Here is a 15,919-nt window from a genome sequence, read left to right on the forward strand (position 1 = left end):
AACCGGCTCTTTAAGAGTCGGTTTTTTTTGCTTCAGGTAATATAATTGTAACAGTGGTGCCTTTACCAGGGCTGCTTTCTATGTGCAGGCTTCCTCCCATCTGCTGCAGTACTTCGCGGCTCATGTGCAGCCCCAGGCCGCTTCCTTTTTCATTGTTGGTGCCTGTGCGGCTGTGTTTTTTATTAAGATCAAAGAGCTGGGTTAACACCAATGGCTCCATGCCAACACCAGTATCCTGAATGATGAGCCCGGTGGCATCCGGTTTTTGTTCTGCCTGAACGCTGATGATACCCCCGGATGTAAATTTATTTGCGTTAACAAGCAGATTTCGCAGCACCATGTTCAGAGAGGTGGTATTTGCAAAGGCATGTAACCTGGATGGGACCAGATTTTGGAGTGTATTTCCTTTTTGATCTGCGGCATCCTGCAATACAGAAAGTTGTTGTTCTACAACAGTACACAGGTTTACCTGCTTTTTTTCCGGCTCCTGCCCATCCAGCTGAATCATGCCCCACTCAAGTAAATTCTCAAGCAGGTTAACAGCATTTTGTACGGACTTGCCCAGTGCTGTTGTATACTTTTCTGTGTCCTGCAGGGCTGCTTTTTTAGTGGATATCAGCATAAGCAGGTTCTGCAGGGTGTGCAGAGGCCCCCGCAGGTCATGGGCAACGATAGAAAGCATCTGATCTTTGGTGTGGCTTGCTTTTGCAAGTTCTTCGGTAAGCTTTACACGCTCCTGCAGCAGTGAATGGATGCGCTTTTTCTGTCGGCTTACTGTTTGCAGGCTTTGGGTGAGCTTCAGGTTCTGGTAGCGGAGCTCCAGCAATTTTACAACCTGCCCGGCCAGTACCTTGAGGGCAAACTTCTGCTCATCGGTGAGGTTACGTGGTATATGGTCTATCACGCAAAGCGCTCCCAGCCTGTACTGGTCGTGGGTAATAAGAGGCGCGCCAGCATAAAATCTAATGTCGGGGTCGCCCAAAACCAGCGGATTATCCTTGAAGCGCTCATCTGCAGTGGCATCTTCAATTACCATCAGTTCATCACTTAAAATGGTATGGGCACAAAAAGCATATTCGCGTGATACTTCAGATAATGATAACTCCTTTCGTGCTTTAAACCACTGCCGTTTAGCATCTATAAGTGAAATAAGCGATACGGGTGTATTGCATATTTGTGAAGCAAGTTTAACAATGTCATCAAACTGCTCTTCGGAGCTAGTATCTAACAGCTCGTACCGCTGTAGGGCCTGCAGACGTACTTTTTCATTGGGCGGCAGTGGGGCTTGTTCCATTTCTTAAAAAAATCCAGATCAACAGAAACCATTCTCATCAAGAGGATATCAAGCTTTGTGAGAGCCGCCTGAACGAGGAGATAAAAATTTTACAGGGCCTATAGAGGCTATATAATAATCACCAGCTTACTGAGTGGGCATTATATCATTAAATTAACAAACAGCATCTTTTTTCAAAAGAAGATCTTACTATTAATGCTTCTGCTTGCTCCATAGCCTATATTGCCATACTACATTAAAAGATTGATCAGCTGGTTTTAGAATGTCCGGGAATGTGTATTGGGCTCCTGTTAAACAGCTAACCATCAGCTGGCCCACCATTCTGAATAAGTGAAAAGCACCAACATAAAAAAGGTGTACCCTAAGATAAAAACCTCCTGTTTTAGGCAAGATATATTTCTTTCCCAAAACAGGAGATAGTTTTCTGCTTTTATCAAAATCTCTGATTTCAGAGATATGGCTTGTTGCTATTTTTTAGGAGCATTGTTCGTGTCTTCAGGATCTTTTACCTGCTCGTTAAGAATACGGTTTTTCTCCCTCTGTTTTTCTGTACCTATTTCGCTAACGCTGGGGCGGTCAATAAAACCATTGGTGCTTACATTAGCACGTTGTGAGCCACCATCGTCGCTGTGGCTAGTTTTGCTACTCAAGCCACCTTTGTCGGTATCTGCAGGACTCTGCTTTTCCGTTAGCTTATGCTGTAGCCCCGCATTATCGGGTAGGTGGTTCTGAGGATCTCGAGCTTGTTTTTTATTATTATCTGCCATAATCAAATGTTTTAATCTAATTCTATTTAAGTATACGAGCTAAGCCCGAAATGGATATCAGCTTTAGGGATTGGAAGAACCTAAGACACCCTCCGAAAGCAGCTGATACTACCATAGCCGTTAGCAGCACAGCATAAAAAGGCCGGTGGCACCAAACTTAGGAGCTTACTCCACTGTAAGGTGCCACCGGCTGTTTTTGTAATCTGTCGTTTTCTTCTTTACTGCCTGTTGCTCTTTTTCAGATCATCTGGCAGCAGTGTGAGCCGTTGCTAAGGCTGCACAACGATTTTTGTGGTAAAGGCTTCGCCACTGGCAGTTGTCATTCTTACCAGGTAGAGCCCCCCTTTATAATTAGCCACACTAAACTCCGCAGAGCGGGCGGTGCCAAAGCTGTCTTTTGCATCGTAAAGTGTTGCCAGCTCCTGGCCTGCTAAAGTGTAGAGCTTAACAGTGGTTCTGCCCTCTTCCAGTACTATAAAGTCTACAGTTGCCCTGCCTGAAACCAGGTTGGGCGTTACAGAGAAAGCACTGTTAATGTTAAGGTACTGCACATCGGCATTTTGCGAAATACGTGCGTTGGTGTTCTTTTCATCAGGCGCACAGGCTTGTTCTGCAAAACAGCCCCCAATCGATGCCCCGCGGCTAATAAAGAAATCAGCCAGCTGTTCTGGCAGGCACAGCTGCACGTAAACCGGCTTATTTTTAGCTGGCTGCCAGCAAAGCTGCAGTTTTCCCCTACCACAGGTGGCGTCGATGGCACAAACACTAAAGGTTTCGGTGGTAGTGTTGCCTACAGCATCCATAACCGTAAGGGTGTAGGTAGTGCTGGTTTCAGGGCAGGCCTCTATGGATTCGGTGGTTTCTCCTGTACTCCAGCTGTAGCTGTACTCTCCATTACCGCCGCTTACAGAAGCAGTTAAAGTAGTACATTCTTCAGGCTCATAACCATAATACACTACCTCATCGCCGCTAATAGATACTTCCAGTGGTTCGTACAGCTCAAAGCGTGTTAACACGGGCAGGTGGTCTGATGTAGTACTTGCGTAATTCTCGATGTAGGAGAACGGAATGATGAGGGTTTCGGTGCCGGCCAGGTAATTATCATACAACTCATCGCTTATGGTGATGTGGTCGATTACATTATCCTGGGTAATGAAAGAGCGTAATCCTGCCTCGCTAAGGGTAGAGGTAACCACCCTGAAGTTTTCAGCCTCCACAAATTCGGTATAGGTGGTGGTGCCACCACCAATCGATTCGTCTACATCATCATTATAATCACCTAATAAGATGATGTTGGCATCTGGGTAGAACTGATCCAGCGTATCGTTCAGCGCCTGTACATCAAAGAAGCGGCGCTCAAGATCGTTGGCACCGGAGCCCGATTTAGCATGGATGTTGATCAGCTGAATGCGCTCGGTAACACCATCTATGGTGGCATCTACGGTAATCATGTAGGGCAGCCTGCCGCTCGACCAGAAGGACGAGGGGTTACCAGTCGGGTAGGCATCCAGTGGTGTGGTTTCGCCGGCGCGGGCAGCATCATACATCTCCTCAAAAATTACCCTTTCGTCTACCACGGTGATGGTAGCAGGATTATAGAGAAAGCAGATCTTCTGTTCCGGGAATGTTGGGTCGGGCTCATCGAAAGAATAGGAGAAGCGGTCGGAGCATATTTTTTCATAGCCCAGCATATCTGCCAGTTGCTGCAGCAGTGCCTCATCAGATATTTCCTGTACGGCAATAATATCGGCGTTGGCCTGCTCAATTAATATTCTGGCATTTTGCATCTGCAGTTCTACATTTTCCGGACCAAAGTTAGGCAGGGTAGAGCCAAAGAACTCCATATTCCAGCTCATAACCTCCAGGGTAGTAGAAAGAGGGATGTCTGTACCTTCCGGAACATAAGGCTCGGTACCTGGCAAATCTTCAATAAAGCGCGGAAGCAGTTGTAATGTGCCTCTGAAGCTACTTAATACGCCAGTGGTGGTTACAGCCTCATCAGGAATTTCGCGTCCTACCAGGCTCTCCACATCGCCATCTATTCTTAGGGCTAAAGTGCCGGTACCGTCTGTAATATCATAGTTGCTTTCGGGGAAGAGCAAGCCCCTGCTATCTACAAAAGAAGCTCCTGGTATGGTTATCAGCTGACCCTCAAGAGCAGGGGTTATTTCAGCAATGTTTACCACTACTGGCTCTACAGGATTGTTGGCAGGGCCAAAGCTCTCTACGTTGGTAACATCTACCAGCTGCACCATTTGGTTGAAGGCACCTATAGAGGCGGTTACCTGAATGGAATCACCAATACTGAAAGCATCGGGACCATGCACCTGATAATCAAAAACAGCTATGCCGCCGGTTTTATCCTGCAGGTAAGCAGGGCCGCCCAGTTCATTCACGGCTGTAAGGGTACCGTTTATGATTACCAGGGTGCCTAGTGGTAAGTTTTTAGCTTCTGCAATGCTAACTTCCTGAGGCTCCGGATCAGGATCTGTGCCTCCTCCGGTACCAAAGCGCTGGTCGGTATTGATGGTGTTGTAGGTGCTGGCAAGCGGGCCACTCCAGGTAAAATCTGCATAATTAAAGCCTGTGCCGCTTAGCTGAAGGGAAGCGCCCACAGGGGTTGAGCTGCCTTCAGCTACCCCAATATCTGTACTAAGTGTACCATCGGCCGGGCCACCTACTGCTGTAAAAGCACCCTCGTAGCTTAAAAACTGTACTACTATGCCATCGGGATCTACCAGGGCTATACCATCGGGTGCACCGTTTTGCAGTCCGGATATGGCAAAAAATACAGTGCCGTAACCATTCTGCTGGTTAGGTATTATGCCGCTTAGGTTGGTTGTATTATAAGCACCGCCACCATTGCCGTTATAGGCAACCAGCTGCCAGCCCTCCAGGTTGGCGCCTGCATTGCCTGCTACTTCCACACCCTCGCCTACGTCTGTACCGTCGTTATCGTAGTGGATTTCGTTGATGAATACAACATCCTGCAGGGGCAGGAATACCTGGTTGTTGTTTACTGCATTGTACGTTGAGGCAGTTTCGGCAGCCCATGTAAAATCTGCATAAGCCGAGCCTGTACCTGTTAGCTGCAGAGAGAAATTTGCAGGTGTGCTGCTACCCTCTGCCACCCCAATATCTGTGCTGGTTAAGCCTGCAGCAGGACCATTATTAGCCTCAAAAGAGCCTTCGTAGCTTAAAAACTGGATAACGTTGTTTTCGGCATCTACCAGGGCAATACCATCGGGAGCACCATTCTGCAAACCAGTAATTGGGAAGAAAACAGTGCCAAAGCCAGCCATCTGATCGGGAATAGTACCCGATAAGGTGAGTGAACTGTAGCTTTCTCCATTGTTGCCATTATAAGGAATCAGCTGCCAGCCTGTTAAGTTTGTGCCGGCCAGGCCAGCCAGCTCAACACCTTCGTTTTGGTCAGTACCTTCGTTATCGTAGTGAATTTCGTTGATGAAAACGATGGTAGAAGCACCTGGAGTCGGATCCGGATCCGGATCAGGGTCGGGATCGGTACCACCGCCACCTTCGCCAAAGCTTTGAGCACTATTAACTGCCCCAAAGGTTGCAGTGGCTTCAGCTGCCCAGCTAAAGTCTGCATAGGTAGTGCCGTTGCCGGCTAGTTGCAGCGAAAAATTTGCCGGGGTTGAGCTGCCTTCTGCCACACCTATGTCTGTACTGCTAAGTCCGTCGGCAGGGCCTCCAACAGCAGTAAAGCTACCTTCGTAGCTTAAGAATTGTACAACACCGCCATTATTATCGATTAGCGCAACCCCGTCAGGAGCACCATTCTGAATGCCGGTATAGCTTTCTGTTACAAAGCCATATCCGCTGTTCTGGTCGGAAATAGTACCGCTCAGGTTTATTGTGCCGTATGGAGCACCGTTGTTGCCATTGTAGAGCACCAGGCTCCAGCCGCTTAAATCTGTTCCGGCAGGACCGGCTACTTCAATGGCTTCATTAGCATCTGTATCAACATTATCGTAATGAATCTCATTGATAAACACCGCCTGGCCTTTTGCAATCTGCGTGCTGCCCAGGGCAAAAGCCAACAGAAAAAATGCCTTAATCAGTAAATTTCTTCTCATAAATTACCTCATTAAAAATGATAAAGATATTTTCAAATCTATATAAAAGATTTAAAAGCAAGGCTTAGGAAGGGTTATGGTATTATTAATTATTTAAATAATAGCTCAAATATTACGTTGATCAGCGGGCACGGCAGCCTGGCCGCGGTGGTAACAAAAGAGTAGGTCTGTAAAACCACGGGGGCAGCAGATAGTTATCTTTTTAAACTTAAATGATCATGAAAAAAAGTATATGTGCAGTTATGCTGCTAATGGGTACACTGGCTGCCTGTAGTGAAAGCCGCGAAGGGGATGACAATGCTCAGATGAGAAGAGATGATATGGCTCCTATTCAATATTCCGATCCGGACGATACAGATACAATGCAGCAGAATGAGCCGGATACAGCAAAGAGACGCATCAATAACATTCCGGGGAGGCCTGCAGATTCCATAACCACGCAGCCATACGGCACGGGAACGAACATATAGTACCTGATGCCTCTGCCATGGCAATGAGGCATCAGCTGTTTTCTGCCTGGCTTACAGCTGTTTTGCTTTTGGCCAGGTGCTGCACATATTCTGTAAGACCATTCTCGAACACCGTTACGTTTTCTGGGCCAAAGAAACGTTCTACCTTTCTTTTTGCATACTTATCCTGGTAGAGTACGGCATCTATTTCTTTAGGCGGTTCTTTGTGCTTAAGCCTGATTTCGGCACTCTTAATAAGGTGCTTGAGCTCAAAATCGGCTTCGGGGAGGGAGTAACCTATAAATACCCATTTTTGTGCCTCAGACAGCAGGTTTTCTGCCTCATGCCAGATGGCAGAGTAAGCCGCTGTACGAAATGATTTGCGGTAGCTGAAGGTGGCAATGTGGGTAGTGAGGTTACTGCTGCAGATGCGGCATTTGTCGTCCTGCTCGTCTATCTGGGAGCAGGCATCAAAGTGAGTATCATTGAAAGAGGGATCGAAAAGCTTAAAGTCGCTCAGGTAAAGGCCTACTTTTTTGTGGAGCGACAGCTTTTTATCGAGCTGGTAAAAGAGTGTTTTGCAGTTTTTGCAGTAAGCCCAGTTACTTGAGCCATGCATTTTGCAGATTTTGATGCCATCCACAGGGCTGCTCCTGCGTTTGCTTTGCCAGTCGTAAGAAGGGGTAACATAGTTGATGGTAACATCAGGATCGATTTCTTCCAGGTGTTTCTCCAGCACAATATCCCAGTTCATCACAATGTATGAGCAGTCATAGTCCTGGTAATGCCGCAAAAGGCTGTCTATATCTTCGCAGATGTTAAAACGCTGATCCAGGATCTGAAAGGTGCGGTATATGAGCATTCTTCGCAGCGCCCGTAATTTATCCGGCGGGTAAATGTTACCCAGGTGGGTGCCATTGGTAACAGATATATCTATTGATGTAAACACATCCTCCAGGGAGGGGATTTCCTTACCCTCCTGCCAGCCAAAGGTATATCCTAAAAAATCGCAGATAATTTTTGTGATTGTCTGGTCCAGCGGACTATCAAACTCATCAGAAACCAGCAGGGGGGTTAAATCGGCCTGCACCGGTAAATCGGCACATTTGGAAAAACCTGCTCCCAGTATAAAAGCTACTTTTTTGCGTTTGTTGCTGTTGTTCTTCATGTATGGGTTTCAACGGTGGTGCAAACCCGAGGTTGCAGAAAAAATGCGAGAAGTACTATGATAAAATATAAATAATGGAACACACCTTTGCCGCCATTTTTTTTATTTATTCGCTGCTTTTGCAAAGAACAGGGTAATAGTGACAGACAAGAAATAGCAAAGCCTGCAATGCAGCGCGCATCACAGGCTTTAGAATGAAAGCTAATATTTAGCTGCTAGTGAGAAGCCGCAGCCATTTCTGCTCTTTTAGCCTTGTGCCGGTAAATAAGCAGTACACCCAGTGCAAAGCTGGCGCAGCCGGCCATAGTTAAAGCCATTGGCAACGGGGTGCCATTGTGGAAAAAGCTAACTGATACAGAAGCCAGGGCACCGGCTACCATTTGAATACTCCCTAACAGGGCCGAAGCACTGCCGGCATAGCGGGTAAAAGGGCTTAGGGCAACAGCAGTAGCATTTGGCGCAACAAAGCCGGAACAGAACAGGAATCCAAAAATAAGTACCAGGGTGCCGGTAACATCTAAAACGCCCCACACCGTTCCTACAGCCAGCAACAAGCCCAGTACTCCCTGGAAAACACTGGCACGGCGGGTAATCTGCTCTGCTGTTTTGCGCTTAAGCAACAGGCGGTTTATCTGGCTGCCCAGGATAAAGCCAAAGGCATTCAGGCCAAACAGCCACCCATAGTAGGTTTCCGACAGCCCAAAATATTCCATAAACACAAAGGGTGAACCCGAGATATAAGCAAACATGCCGGCGAAGGCAACGCTGCCTGCAATGGAATAGGTGATAAATTCAGGATCTTTCAGCACCATCAGGTAATCTTTCAGCACTTTTTTTGGCTGAAGAGACACACTGGCATCTGGCTGTTTGCTCTCCGGCAATAAGCGGTAGACCATAAACAGCAGGGCAGCGGCTATAAGGGTAAGCGCTGTAAATATGTGGCGCCAGCCAAAGCTTGCTGTTACAAATCCGCCCAGGGTAGGTGCAACAATGGGTGCTACCCCCATCACCAGGATCAGGGTAGAAAAAACCTTAGCGGTTTCGCTGGCCGGAAACAGGTCGCGCACAATGGCGCGCCCTGCCACCATGCCCACACAGCCACCCAGGGCCAGCAGCAGGCGCAGCCCTATTAGCCAGAAAACATCTGGCGCAAAGGCACAGCCAATAGCGGCCAGCAGGTACAGAAACAGGCCAATCAGCAAAGGTGTTCTACGGCCATATCGGTCTATAACAGGACCATAAATGAGCTGCCCTACCGAAATACCAACAAAATAGCTGGTAAGCGAAAAGCCAACATGTGCAATATCTGTCTGCAGGTCTTTGGCAATGGCCGGGAAGCCCGGCAGGTACATATCTATAGAAAAAGGCCCAAGTGCAGCCAAAGCACCCAGCACCAATATAATTTTAGTTCTTTGTTGTTGATTCACGGTACATTAATTTAGAGCAGAAGCATCTCTGATCTGAAAGCTTCGGGAAAAAATATAAGGGCACATTGCTTTGCCCCGGTTTCCTAACACAAATGAGCAGCTGTAAGTGCAAAGCATTTGAATGTTTTGCAAATTTGAAAAAGCTTTTCGGCTTATGCGTTATCGTTGCTGGTTTATATTGCACGCTGCTTTAGGCCCAAATGCCGGCAGTCTGGCCAAGAAGGGGCAGGGAGAGCAGCAGCGCTGCAGAAGCAGGCATGGAGTAGTTCGGCAGGTAAAGTAGCTGATAAATCTGGCAGTTTACAGGTACACGAAGAAATGCTTCAAACCAGGTAAGGGGCATTGCCTGTACCTGGTTTGAAGCATAAGCTGTGCTTAGCGCAGTACTGATTTTTAACGGATCACTTGCAGGGAGGCTGTTAGGCAGGACTGCCGCTTTTTTCCCTTAGCCACTCATAAATACTCTCTACATCTTCGCGGCGGCAGAGCTCGGAACCCGGGCTCATGGTGGCGGCAGTGCCGGCAGCCACACCCCAGCGGATCATATCGTGGTGCGATTTACCCAGACTAAGGGCAAGCACCATGCCTGCTACCATGCTATCGCCTGCACCTACTGTGCTTAGCTGCTTTACCGTAGGTGGCACTACATATTCGATGTGGTTTCTTGTGGCAAGCATAGCGCCTCTTGGCCCCAGCGATACAGCCAGCATGGTGGCCTTTCCTGTGTTGATTACTTCTTTGGCTATTTCCTCCTGCTCCAGTGCATTAACTTCCTCCTTACCTGCCAGCTGGCTTAACTCGCCCAGGTTTGGCTTCAGGAGGCACACACCAAAATCGGCAGCCTTCATCAGGGCTTTGCCAGAGGTATCCACTACACATTTAATACCACGCCCCTGGGCCATCTGGGTTATTTTGGCATAGAAATCATCTGGAGCACCGGTAGGCAGGCTGCCACTGGCTACCAGGTACTCTACCTCCTCGGGCAGGTTTCTGACTGCCTCAAGGCAGGCCTCCAGCTCTTCTTCGCTTACTTTGGCGCCGGGCATTCCAAAGCGGTACTGCTTTTGTGTACTCTTTTCAAAAACAACCAGGTTTTCGCGGGTCTCCTCCTTCGCATGTATCCGCTGCTGCCTGATGCCTTCTTCTGCCAGCAATTTTTCCATTTTATCGCCGGCAGGGCCTCCGGCCAGGTAAATACAGAGCGAATCGCCGCCCAGGAATTTGATTGCCCTGCTTACGTTGATGCCACCGCCGCCTGGTTCCCAGCGGGGCATATCACAGCGCAGCTTTTCATCGGGCAGCAGCCGATCGGTTTCAGTACTTTTATCCAGCGCAGGATTGAGTGTAAGGGTTACTATTTTTGTCATAGGTTGTGTATGGGAGCCAGGAGTCAGGAATCAGGAGTATGACGATGGCCAGATAAACCATGGGCCATGGATAAAGCATTCCTGATGCTGTTCCTGAAGTAAGTTTCCGATCTGAAGCCCCTGGTCTTGGTACCTGACTCGTGGCTCCTGGTTCATATTAAATTAAAAATCTTTTCGTACTGTTTTTATCAGCTGAATGATGATACTTGGCAAAACAGCAGCTACCATCACCAGCCCCCAGTGCCTGGGTGCGAGGCCATCGAATTGCAGCAGTTCTGCCAGGCCTGGAATCAAATAGCCCATGAGCAGGAAAGCAGCACAAACTGCCAGTGCCATCCACACATATTTGTTGCGTGTTACCTGGTTGCTGAACATGTTCTCCCGCGCCTCGCGCATATTAAAAACATGCAGCAGCTGCGCAAATGCCAGGCTGAAGAAGGCCACATCATTGGTGATACCTTCTGGTTCCTGCCAGATGTAATGGGCAAAAAGGTAAGCTCCGGTAACACTCGCAGTAATAATAACGCCATATACTGCTATTTGCAACCAGTTTTTATTGTTAATGAGCGGTTCCTGCGGATCTTTTGGAGGCTGCTCCATTACCTTTGGCGTGCCGCGGCCTATACCCAGGGCCAGCGCCGGAAAAACATCAGAAAGCAGGTTCAGGAACAGCAGTTGCAGCGGTTCCAGCGGTAAGATCAGGAGTCCGAAGCTAATAATGGCGATGATGAGGATCTCTGCCAGATGATAGGAGAGCTGGTAGATAATAAATTTACGGATGTTGCCGAAAATGATCCGCCCTTCCTCAATTGCGTAGATGATGGAGTTGAACTTATCATCTTTCAGTATCATATCTGATACCTCCTGGGCCACCTGGGTACCTCTTTTGCCCATGGCAATACCAATATTGGCCTTTTTAAGGGCGGGCGCATCGTTTACACCATCGCCCGTCATGCCTACAATTTCGCCTTCATCCTGGTAGTGCTTAATTAAATCGAGCTTCTGGCCGGGATCTACCCGTGAAAACACAGGGGTACTGATCAATACTTTATTATCATTCTTATCCAGCTCGGCCTGCAGGTTTTTACCGTGCAGCACAGTATGCTCCGACTCGTTCTCCTCATTTACCAGGCGTACGTCTTTAGCAATTTTGAGGGCGGTGCCGGGATGGTCGCCGGTTACCATCACTACTTTTATGCCTGCTTTGTGGCAAACATCCATAGCCTCGGCAACTTCTTGCCTGGGCGGGTCCAGAAAGCCTATAAGGCCGGTAAAGGTAAGATCGTGCAGAAAGTCTTCGGCCTCCTCTCCTTGCGGCAGGTGGTCGGTGGTTTTATAGGCAAAGCCCAGCACGCGCAGGCCATCACCGGATAGCTCATCATTTTTCCGTAGCCAGTACTCCTTATCTTGTTCACCAAGCTCTTTTTCTTCTCCATCCAGCAGAATTCTGGAAGAACGGCCCAGTATGGCATCGGCAGCGCCTTTGCCTGCTACGTAGAGGTGCTTATCTTCCTGATGAATGGTACCCATTACCATGCTTTCAGAGTCGAAGGGATCGTGCAGCCGGCGCTCCAGCCGCCGGTGTTGCTGGTAAAGGTCTGGCTGATAGTTACTGGTAAAGTGGAGCAGGGCAACTTCCAGCGGGTCACCTTCGCCCCGTTTGTATGCATCTTCGTCCTCCTCTACATCTACTTCTTCAACAAGCTCTTCTTCCTCTTCTTCCTCCTCAGGTTCTGCCTGCATCTTGTTGGGAGGCACAGGCCGGGCACTTGCCACTCTATCCTGATGAGGTGAGGTGCTTTTTTCAGAGGCAGCTCTATCTTTCTCTACAATACGGTCTTCTATCGTTTCACTGAATATTTTCTCTTTTGATTGTTTACTGGTGTCAGAGACTGAACCAGGCTTTGCGGGTCTGTCCAGGGCGTCTTTTTGTGTTCTTTCTACTGCGGCGGTCTCTAGCGGTGCAGTGTCCACTGGGGCAGTATCCACTGCGGCAGCATCCACTGGGGCAGCCCCTTTTTCTTCTCCTGTAAGGAATGCATCGTTGGCCAGCACAGAAATTTTGAGCAGGTGCAGCAGATTTTTATTTTCCCGGGGATCCAGCCCTTCTTTAGAAAGCTGAGGCTGGCTGCCCTCTTTCCAGTCTACATCTGCTCTTATATCGTTTGGCAGAAAAAAGGTATTGACTGTAAGGCGGTTTTCTGTGAGGGTACCGGTTTTATCGGTAAAGATTACGGTGGTTTCGCCAAGGGTTTCTACAGCAGCAAGCCGCTTAACAATTACATTCTTTTTAGCCAGGCGCAGCATACCGCGGGCAAGGGCAATGGAAGCTACAATGGGTAAGCCTTCGGGAATAGCGGCGATGGTCCAGGCAATAGAGGTTTGTATCAGCTCATAAATCTCTTTGCCCGATAACCAGCCGAAGAGGAAAAAAGCCGCAGCCAGGCCAAGGGTAGCCCAGATAAGGTTTTTTGCCAGCTTGGAGAGTTTAAGGGTAAGAGGTGTTTCTGCATCTGCTTCCTCCCCTACCATGGCAGAAATATTGCCCAGCTCAGTGTGCATACCGGTGGCAAATACCACCGCTTTCCCCGTACCGGTGGTAACGGCTGTGCCTTTATACAATATGTTGGTACGGTCGGCTACTCCTTTTTCTTCCTGCAGTGCTTCTGCTGTTTTGTTTACCGGCAGCGACTCTCCTGTTAGCGGCGATTCGTCTACCCCCAGCTCGGCGGCTTCTATAATGCGGGCATCTGCAGATACCAGGTCTCCCTGCTCTATCAGCAGAATATCGCCGGGCACCAGTTCTTCGGCATTGATGGTGGCTCTTTTGCCATTGCGCAGCACCTTTGCCTCTATTTTATCCAGCTGCTGCAATGCCTCCATGCTTTGCTGGGCCTGGTACTCCATCCAGAACCCGATAATGGTGTTAATGAGCAGCACAACCAGAATGGCAATGGCTTCGGCATAATCGCCAAATATAAAAGCTACGGTTGTGGCTGCCATCAGCAGGTACACCACCGGGTTATTAATCTGCGACAGAATAATATGCCAGATGCTTTTCTGTTCGTGCTCCTCCAGTTCATTGGGGCCCCACTCTTCCCTTCGCCTTATTATTTCCTGTTCCGAGAGGCCTGCAGCAGGATCTACAGACAATGCCGCTGCCACCTCCCGGTGTTCTTTACGGTAGGGCTCCTCTATGGGAGAAGCATGTTTAGCTGTTTTGCGTGATTTTGAAGCTTTGCCCATTGCTCGCAGTTTAAAAAGTATTGTAGTAAGGTCTACAAAATCTTCACAAGAATAACGCAATGAAATACATGGTAGTTACACCACCGGTTAGTGTAATAGCAGCAACAGCTGCAGGGTTGCAAGCCTGCAGCATGAGAGAGGCCGGTTACGCATCAGATGTAGTTGTGCTGTTACTTTCTGCTGTCCAGTGTTGTATTTAGTTGCTGCAGAAATTGCTGTACCTCTTCTACATCTTCTACCCGGTAGTGGGCCCAGGTTTTTTCGCCATGCTCACCGGCTATGATGCCTATTCCTTTTTCATGCACCGCTTTCAGGCCATCTTCATCGGTCAGGTCATCGCCAATAAAAACAGGCAGTACTTTTTCTCCCTTCAGGTTCAGTTTTTCCATAAGCCATTCTGTTGCCCGGCCTTTATGCCAGTCAATCTTAGGCTTTAGTTCCTTAATTTTTTTACCGCCCCCGCCTTTCAGTTTCTCCTGGCGGCTTAGTTCATCTTCTACTGCCTGTATTACTGCCTCTACCTGCTCGTCGGCCACATTGCGGTAATGCACGGCAATAGCGTATTTTTTGCGCTCTATTTGCACACCTGCTATGCTGCCTATTTTATTGTTGAGGCTTCTGGTTGCATCGTCCAGGGCGGGCTGGGCAGCCTGCCCTCCTTCGTACTGCAGCTCCAGCCCGTTTGGCCCCTCTATATCGAAACCATGGCTGCCAGCATATACTACATTTTCCAGGCCCACCTTTTTCTGTACATCGGCACGGTCGCGGCCACTTACAACGGCAACGGTTACCTTTTCTGCCAGTTTGGAGAGGATGCTCCTCATCTCATCTGATAAAATGGCTTTTTCAGGGTCTTTTACAATAGGGCTGAGGGTTCCGTCATAATCCAGAAAAAGTACAGGTGTGTATCCCTGTAGCTTCTTTTCTATTTCCTGCCTGCTTTGCAGGGCATGTGGCAGTTCATGGGCCTCACGTGGAGTTGCTTGGTTTTGCATGAAATTATCTAGTTCTGTTAGCTTGTGTACAATTATATCGGCTCCGGCTTCTTCCAGTTCCCTGTCTTCGCCATTGCGGGCAACCCCCACTACCCAGCCAAACCCTCCTTTTTTACCGGCAGCAACACCTGCCCTGGCGTCTTCGAAAACAATTGCTTTTTCAGGCGCTACTCCTAATTCCCTGCTTGCTGCCAGAAATGTATCAGGATCGGGTTTTCCGTTCAAGCCTCTTTCTTCAGTGGTTTGTCCGTCTATCCGTATGTCAAAAAAGTCCAGAACACCTCCGGCATGCAGCACCTCTTCTGCATTGCGGCTGGAGGAGACTAATGCCATGGGTACGCCCAGCTGCCGCCATCTTCCCATCATTTGCAGGGCATCTCCGAATACTTCTACCCCTTCTTCTGCCAGCAGCTTATGAAAGTAATCATTTTTACGTTTACCCAGGCCATAGATCGTGTCCTGATCGGGTGTGTCTGCTGCATTACCTTCGGGCAGGTTAAGGTTACGGCTTTCAATAAAACTGCGAATCCCTTTATAGCGGGGCATTCCGGCAAGATAGCGTTTGTAATCTTCTTCGTCAAAAGGAACATACCCACTGCCCAGCTTCTTTTGTAGCAGTTCATTGAAGATTTTTTTGAAGGCACTACAATGCAGACTTGAAGTATTGGTGAGTACTCCATCCATATCTAAAATAACTGCCTTGTAGGGTAAATGGCTCATGCTTTGGTTCGGGTGCTGCGCTGCTGGTGCTTTGCCGGCAACACATGGGTATACACTTATAGTAACCTGCCAGCCCGGCAATAGTTATTTCTCTTTTAACTGATCTGAAAAGCAGGCCGTATGGAGATTTAAAAAGGAGAGTTTCTGATCATAACCTGTTTAAAATGGCAGACTCTTTAAGAGCAGCCATAGTACCAGCAGCACCAGCCAGCTGGTACCATAATACCGAAGCACCCGGAGGCGGTTCTGGTAATCGAGCCACCACAGCGCAATTACAGGACGCCACAGGCCAGCCAGCAGCAGCAGCGTATTGAGCAGTAAAAGTATTTTAATGAGCTGTTCTAAAACCTCCATAAGCAAAAAAGCACTGCCTTTGCGGCAGCGCT

Annotated in this window: 11 protein-coding genes; 1 reads left to right on the forward strand and 10 read right to left on the reverse strand. The window is 48.4% G+C overall.

Features of this window, described 5'->3' with window-relative positions; translation table 11 throughout:
- Positions 1 to 10: 10 nt before the first annotated feature.
- From KWJ01_RS26560 to KWJ01_RS26570, 3 genes are all read right to left on the reverse strand, one after another.
- Positions 11 to 1,294 (reverse strand): GAF domain-containing sensor histidine kinase, encoded by a 1,284-nt coding sequence (locus tag KWJ01_RS26560; RefSeq protein WP_225000171.1) that lies wholly within the window; start codon positions 1,292 to 1,294, stop codon positions 11 to 13.
- A 467-nt stretch (positions 1,295 to 1,761) separates the two neighbouring features.
- Positions 1,762 to 2,061, reverse strand: coding sequence for a hypothetical protein (locus tag KWJ01_RS26565; protein WP_225000172.1), 300 nt, complete (start codon positions 2,059 to 2,061; stop codon positions 1,762 to 1,764).
- A 269-nt stretch (positions 2,062 to 2,330) separates the two neighbouring features.
- Positions 2,331 to 6,161 carry a DUF5689 domain-containing protein gene (locus KWJ01_RS26570; RefSeq protein WP_225000173.1) on the reverse strand — a complete coding sequence of 1,277 codons (3,831 nt, stop codon included), beginning with the start codon at positions 6,159 to 6,161 and terminating at the stop codon, positions 2,331 to 2,333.
- Between the two features lie 218 nt (positions 6,162 to 6,379).
- On the opposite strand from KWJ01_RS26570, the gene KWJ01_RS26575 reads away from it, so the two are divergent.
- The gene (locus KWJ01_RS26575; protein ID WP_225000174.1) at positions 6,380 to 6,631 is read left to right on the forward strand and encodes a hypothetical protein; all 252 of its coding nucleotides are present in this window, start codon (positions 6,380 to 6,382) and stop codon (positions 6,629 to 6,631) included.
- Positions 6,632 to 6,662: 31 nt separating this feature from the next.
- Here the strand turns inward: KWJ01_RS26575 and KWJ01_RS26580 are convergent, their stop codons facing one another.
- The 7 genes from KWJ01_RS26580 to KWJ01_RS26610 all read right to left on the reverse strand — a co-directional run bounded on the left by KWJ01_RS26580 (position 6,663) and on the right by KWJ01_RS26610 (position 15,887).
- Positions 6,663 to 7,778 carry a hypothetical protein gene (locus KWJ01_RS26580; RefSeq protein WP_225000175.1) on the reverse strand — a complete coding sequence of 372 codons (1,116 nt, stop codon included), beginning with the start codon at positions 7,776 to 7,778 and terminating at the stop codon, positions 6,663 to 6,665.
- 215 nt (positions 7,779 to 7,993) lie between these two features.
- Positions 7,994 to 9,205: a multidrug effflux MFS transporter gene (locus tag KWJ01_RS26585; protein WP_225000176.1), complete on the reverse strand. Its 1,212-nt coding sequence runs from the start codon at positions 9,203 to 9,205 to the stop codon at positions 7,994 to 7,996.
- A gap of 190 nt (positions 9,206 to 9,395) precedes the next feature.
- Positions 9,396 to 9,548, reverse strand: coding sequence for a hypothetical protein (locus KWJ01_RS26590; protein ID WP_225000177.1), 153 nt, complete (start codon positions 9,546 to 9,548; stop codon positions 9,396 to 9,398).
- Positions 9,549 to 9,624: 76 nt separating this feature from the next.
- Complete coding sequence (locus KWJ01_RS26595) at positions 9,625 to 10,572, reverse strand: 1-phosphofructokinase family hexose kinase (RefSeq protein ID WP_225000178.1); 948 nt, start codon at positions 10,570 to 10,572, stop codon at positions 9,625 to 9,627.
- A 162-nt stretch (positions 10,573 to 10,734) separates the two neighbouring features.
- The gene (locus KWJ01_RS26600; protein WP_225000179.1) at positions 10,735 to 13,818 is read right to left on the reverse strand and encodes a cation-transporting P-type ATPase; all 3,084 of its coding nucleotides are present in this window, start codon (positions 13,816 to 13,818) and stop codon (positions 10,735 to 10,737) included.
- Between the two features lie 170 nt (positions 13,819 to 13,988).
- Entirely contained in the window at positions 13,989 to 15,533 is a 1,545-nt protein-coding gene (gene otsB / locus KWJ01_RS26605; RefSeq protein ID WP_225000180.1) for a trehalose-phosphatase, read from the reverse strand.
- Between the two features lie 159 nt (positions 15,534 to 15,692).
- The gene (locus KWJ01_RS26610) at positions 15,693 to 15,887 is read right to left on the reverse strand and encodes a hypothetical protein (protein ID WP_225000181.1); all 195 of its coding nucleotides are present in this window, start codon (positions 15,885 to 15,887) and stop codon (positions 15,693 to 15,695) included.
- Positions 15,888 to 15,919: the final 32 nt, after the last annotated feature.

The organism is Cesiribacter sp. SM1 (genome assembly GCF_020178975.1).
Lineage (GTDB): Bacteria > Bacteroidota > Bacteroidia > Cytophagales > Cyclobacteriaceae > Cesiribacter.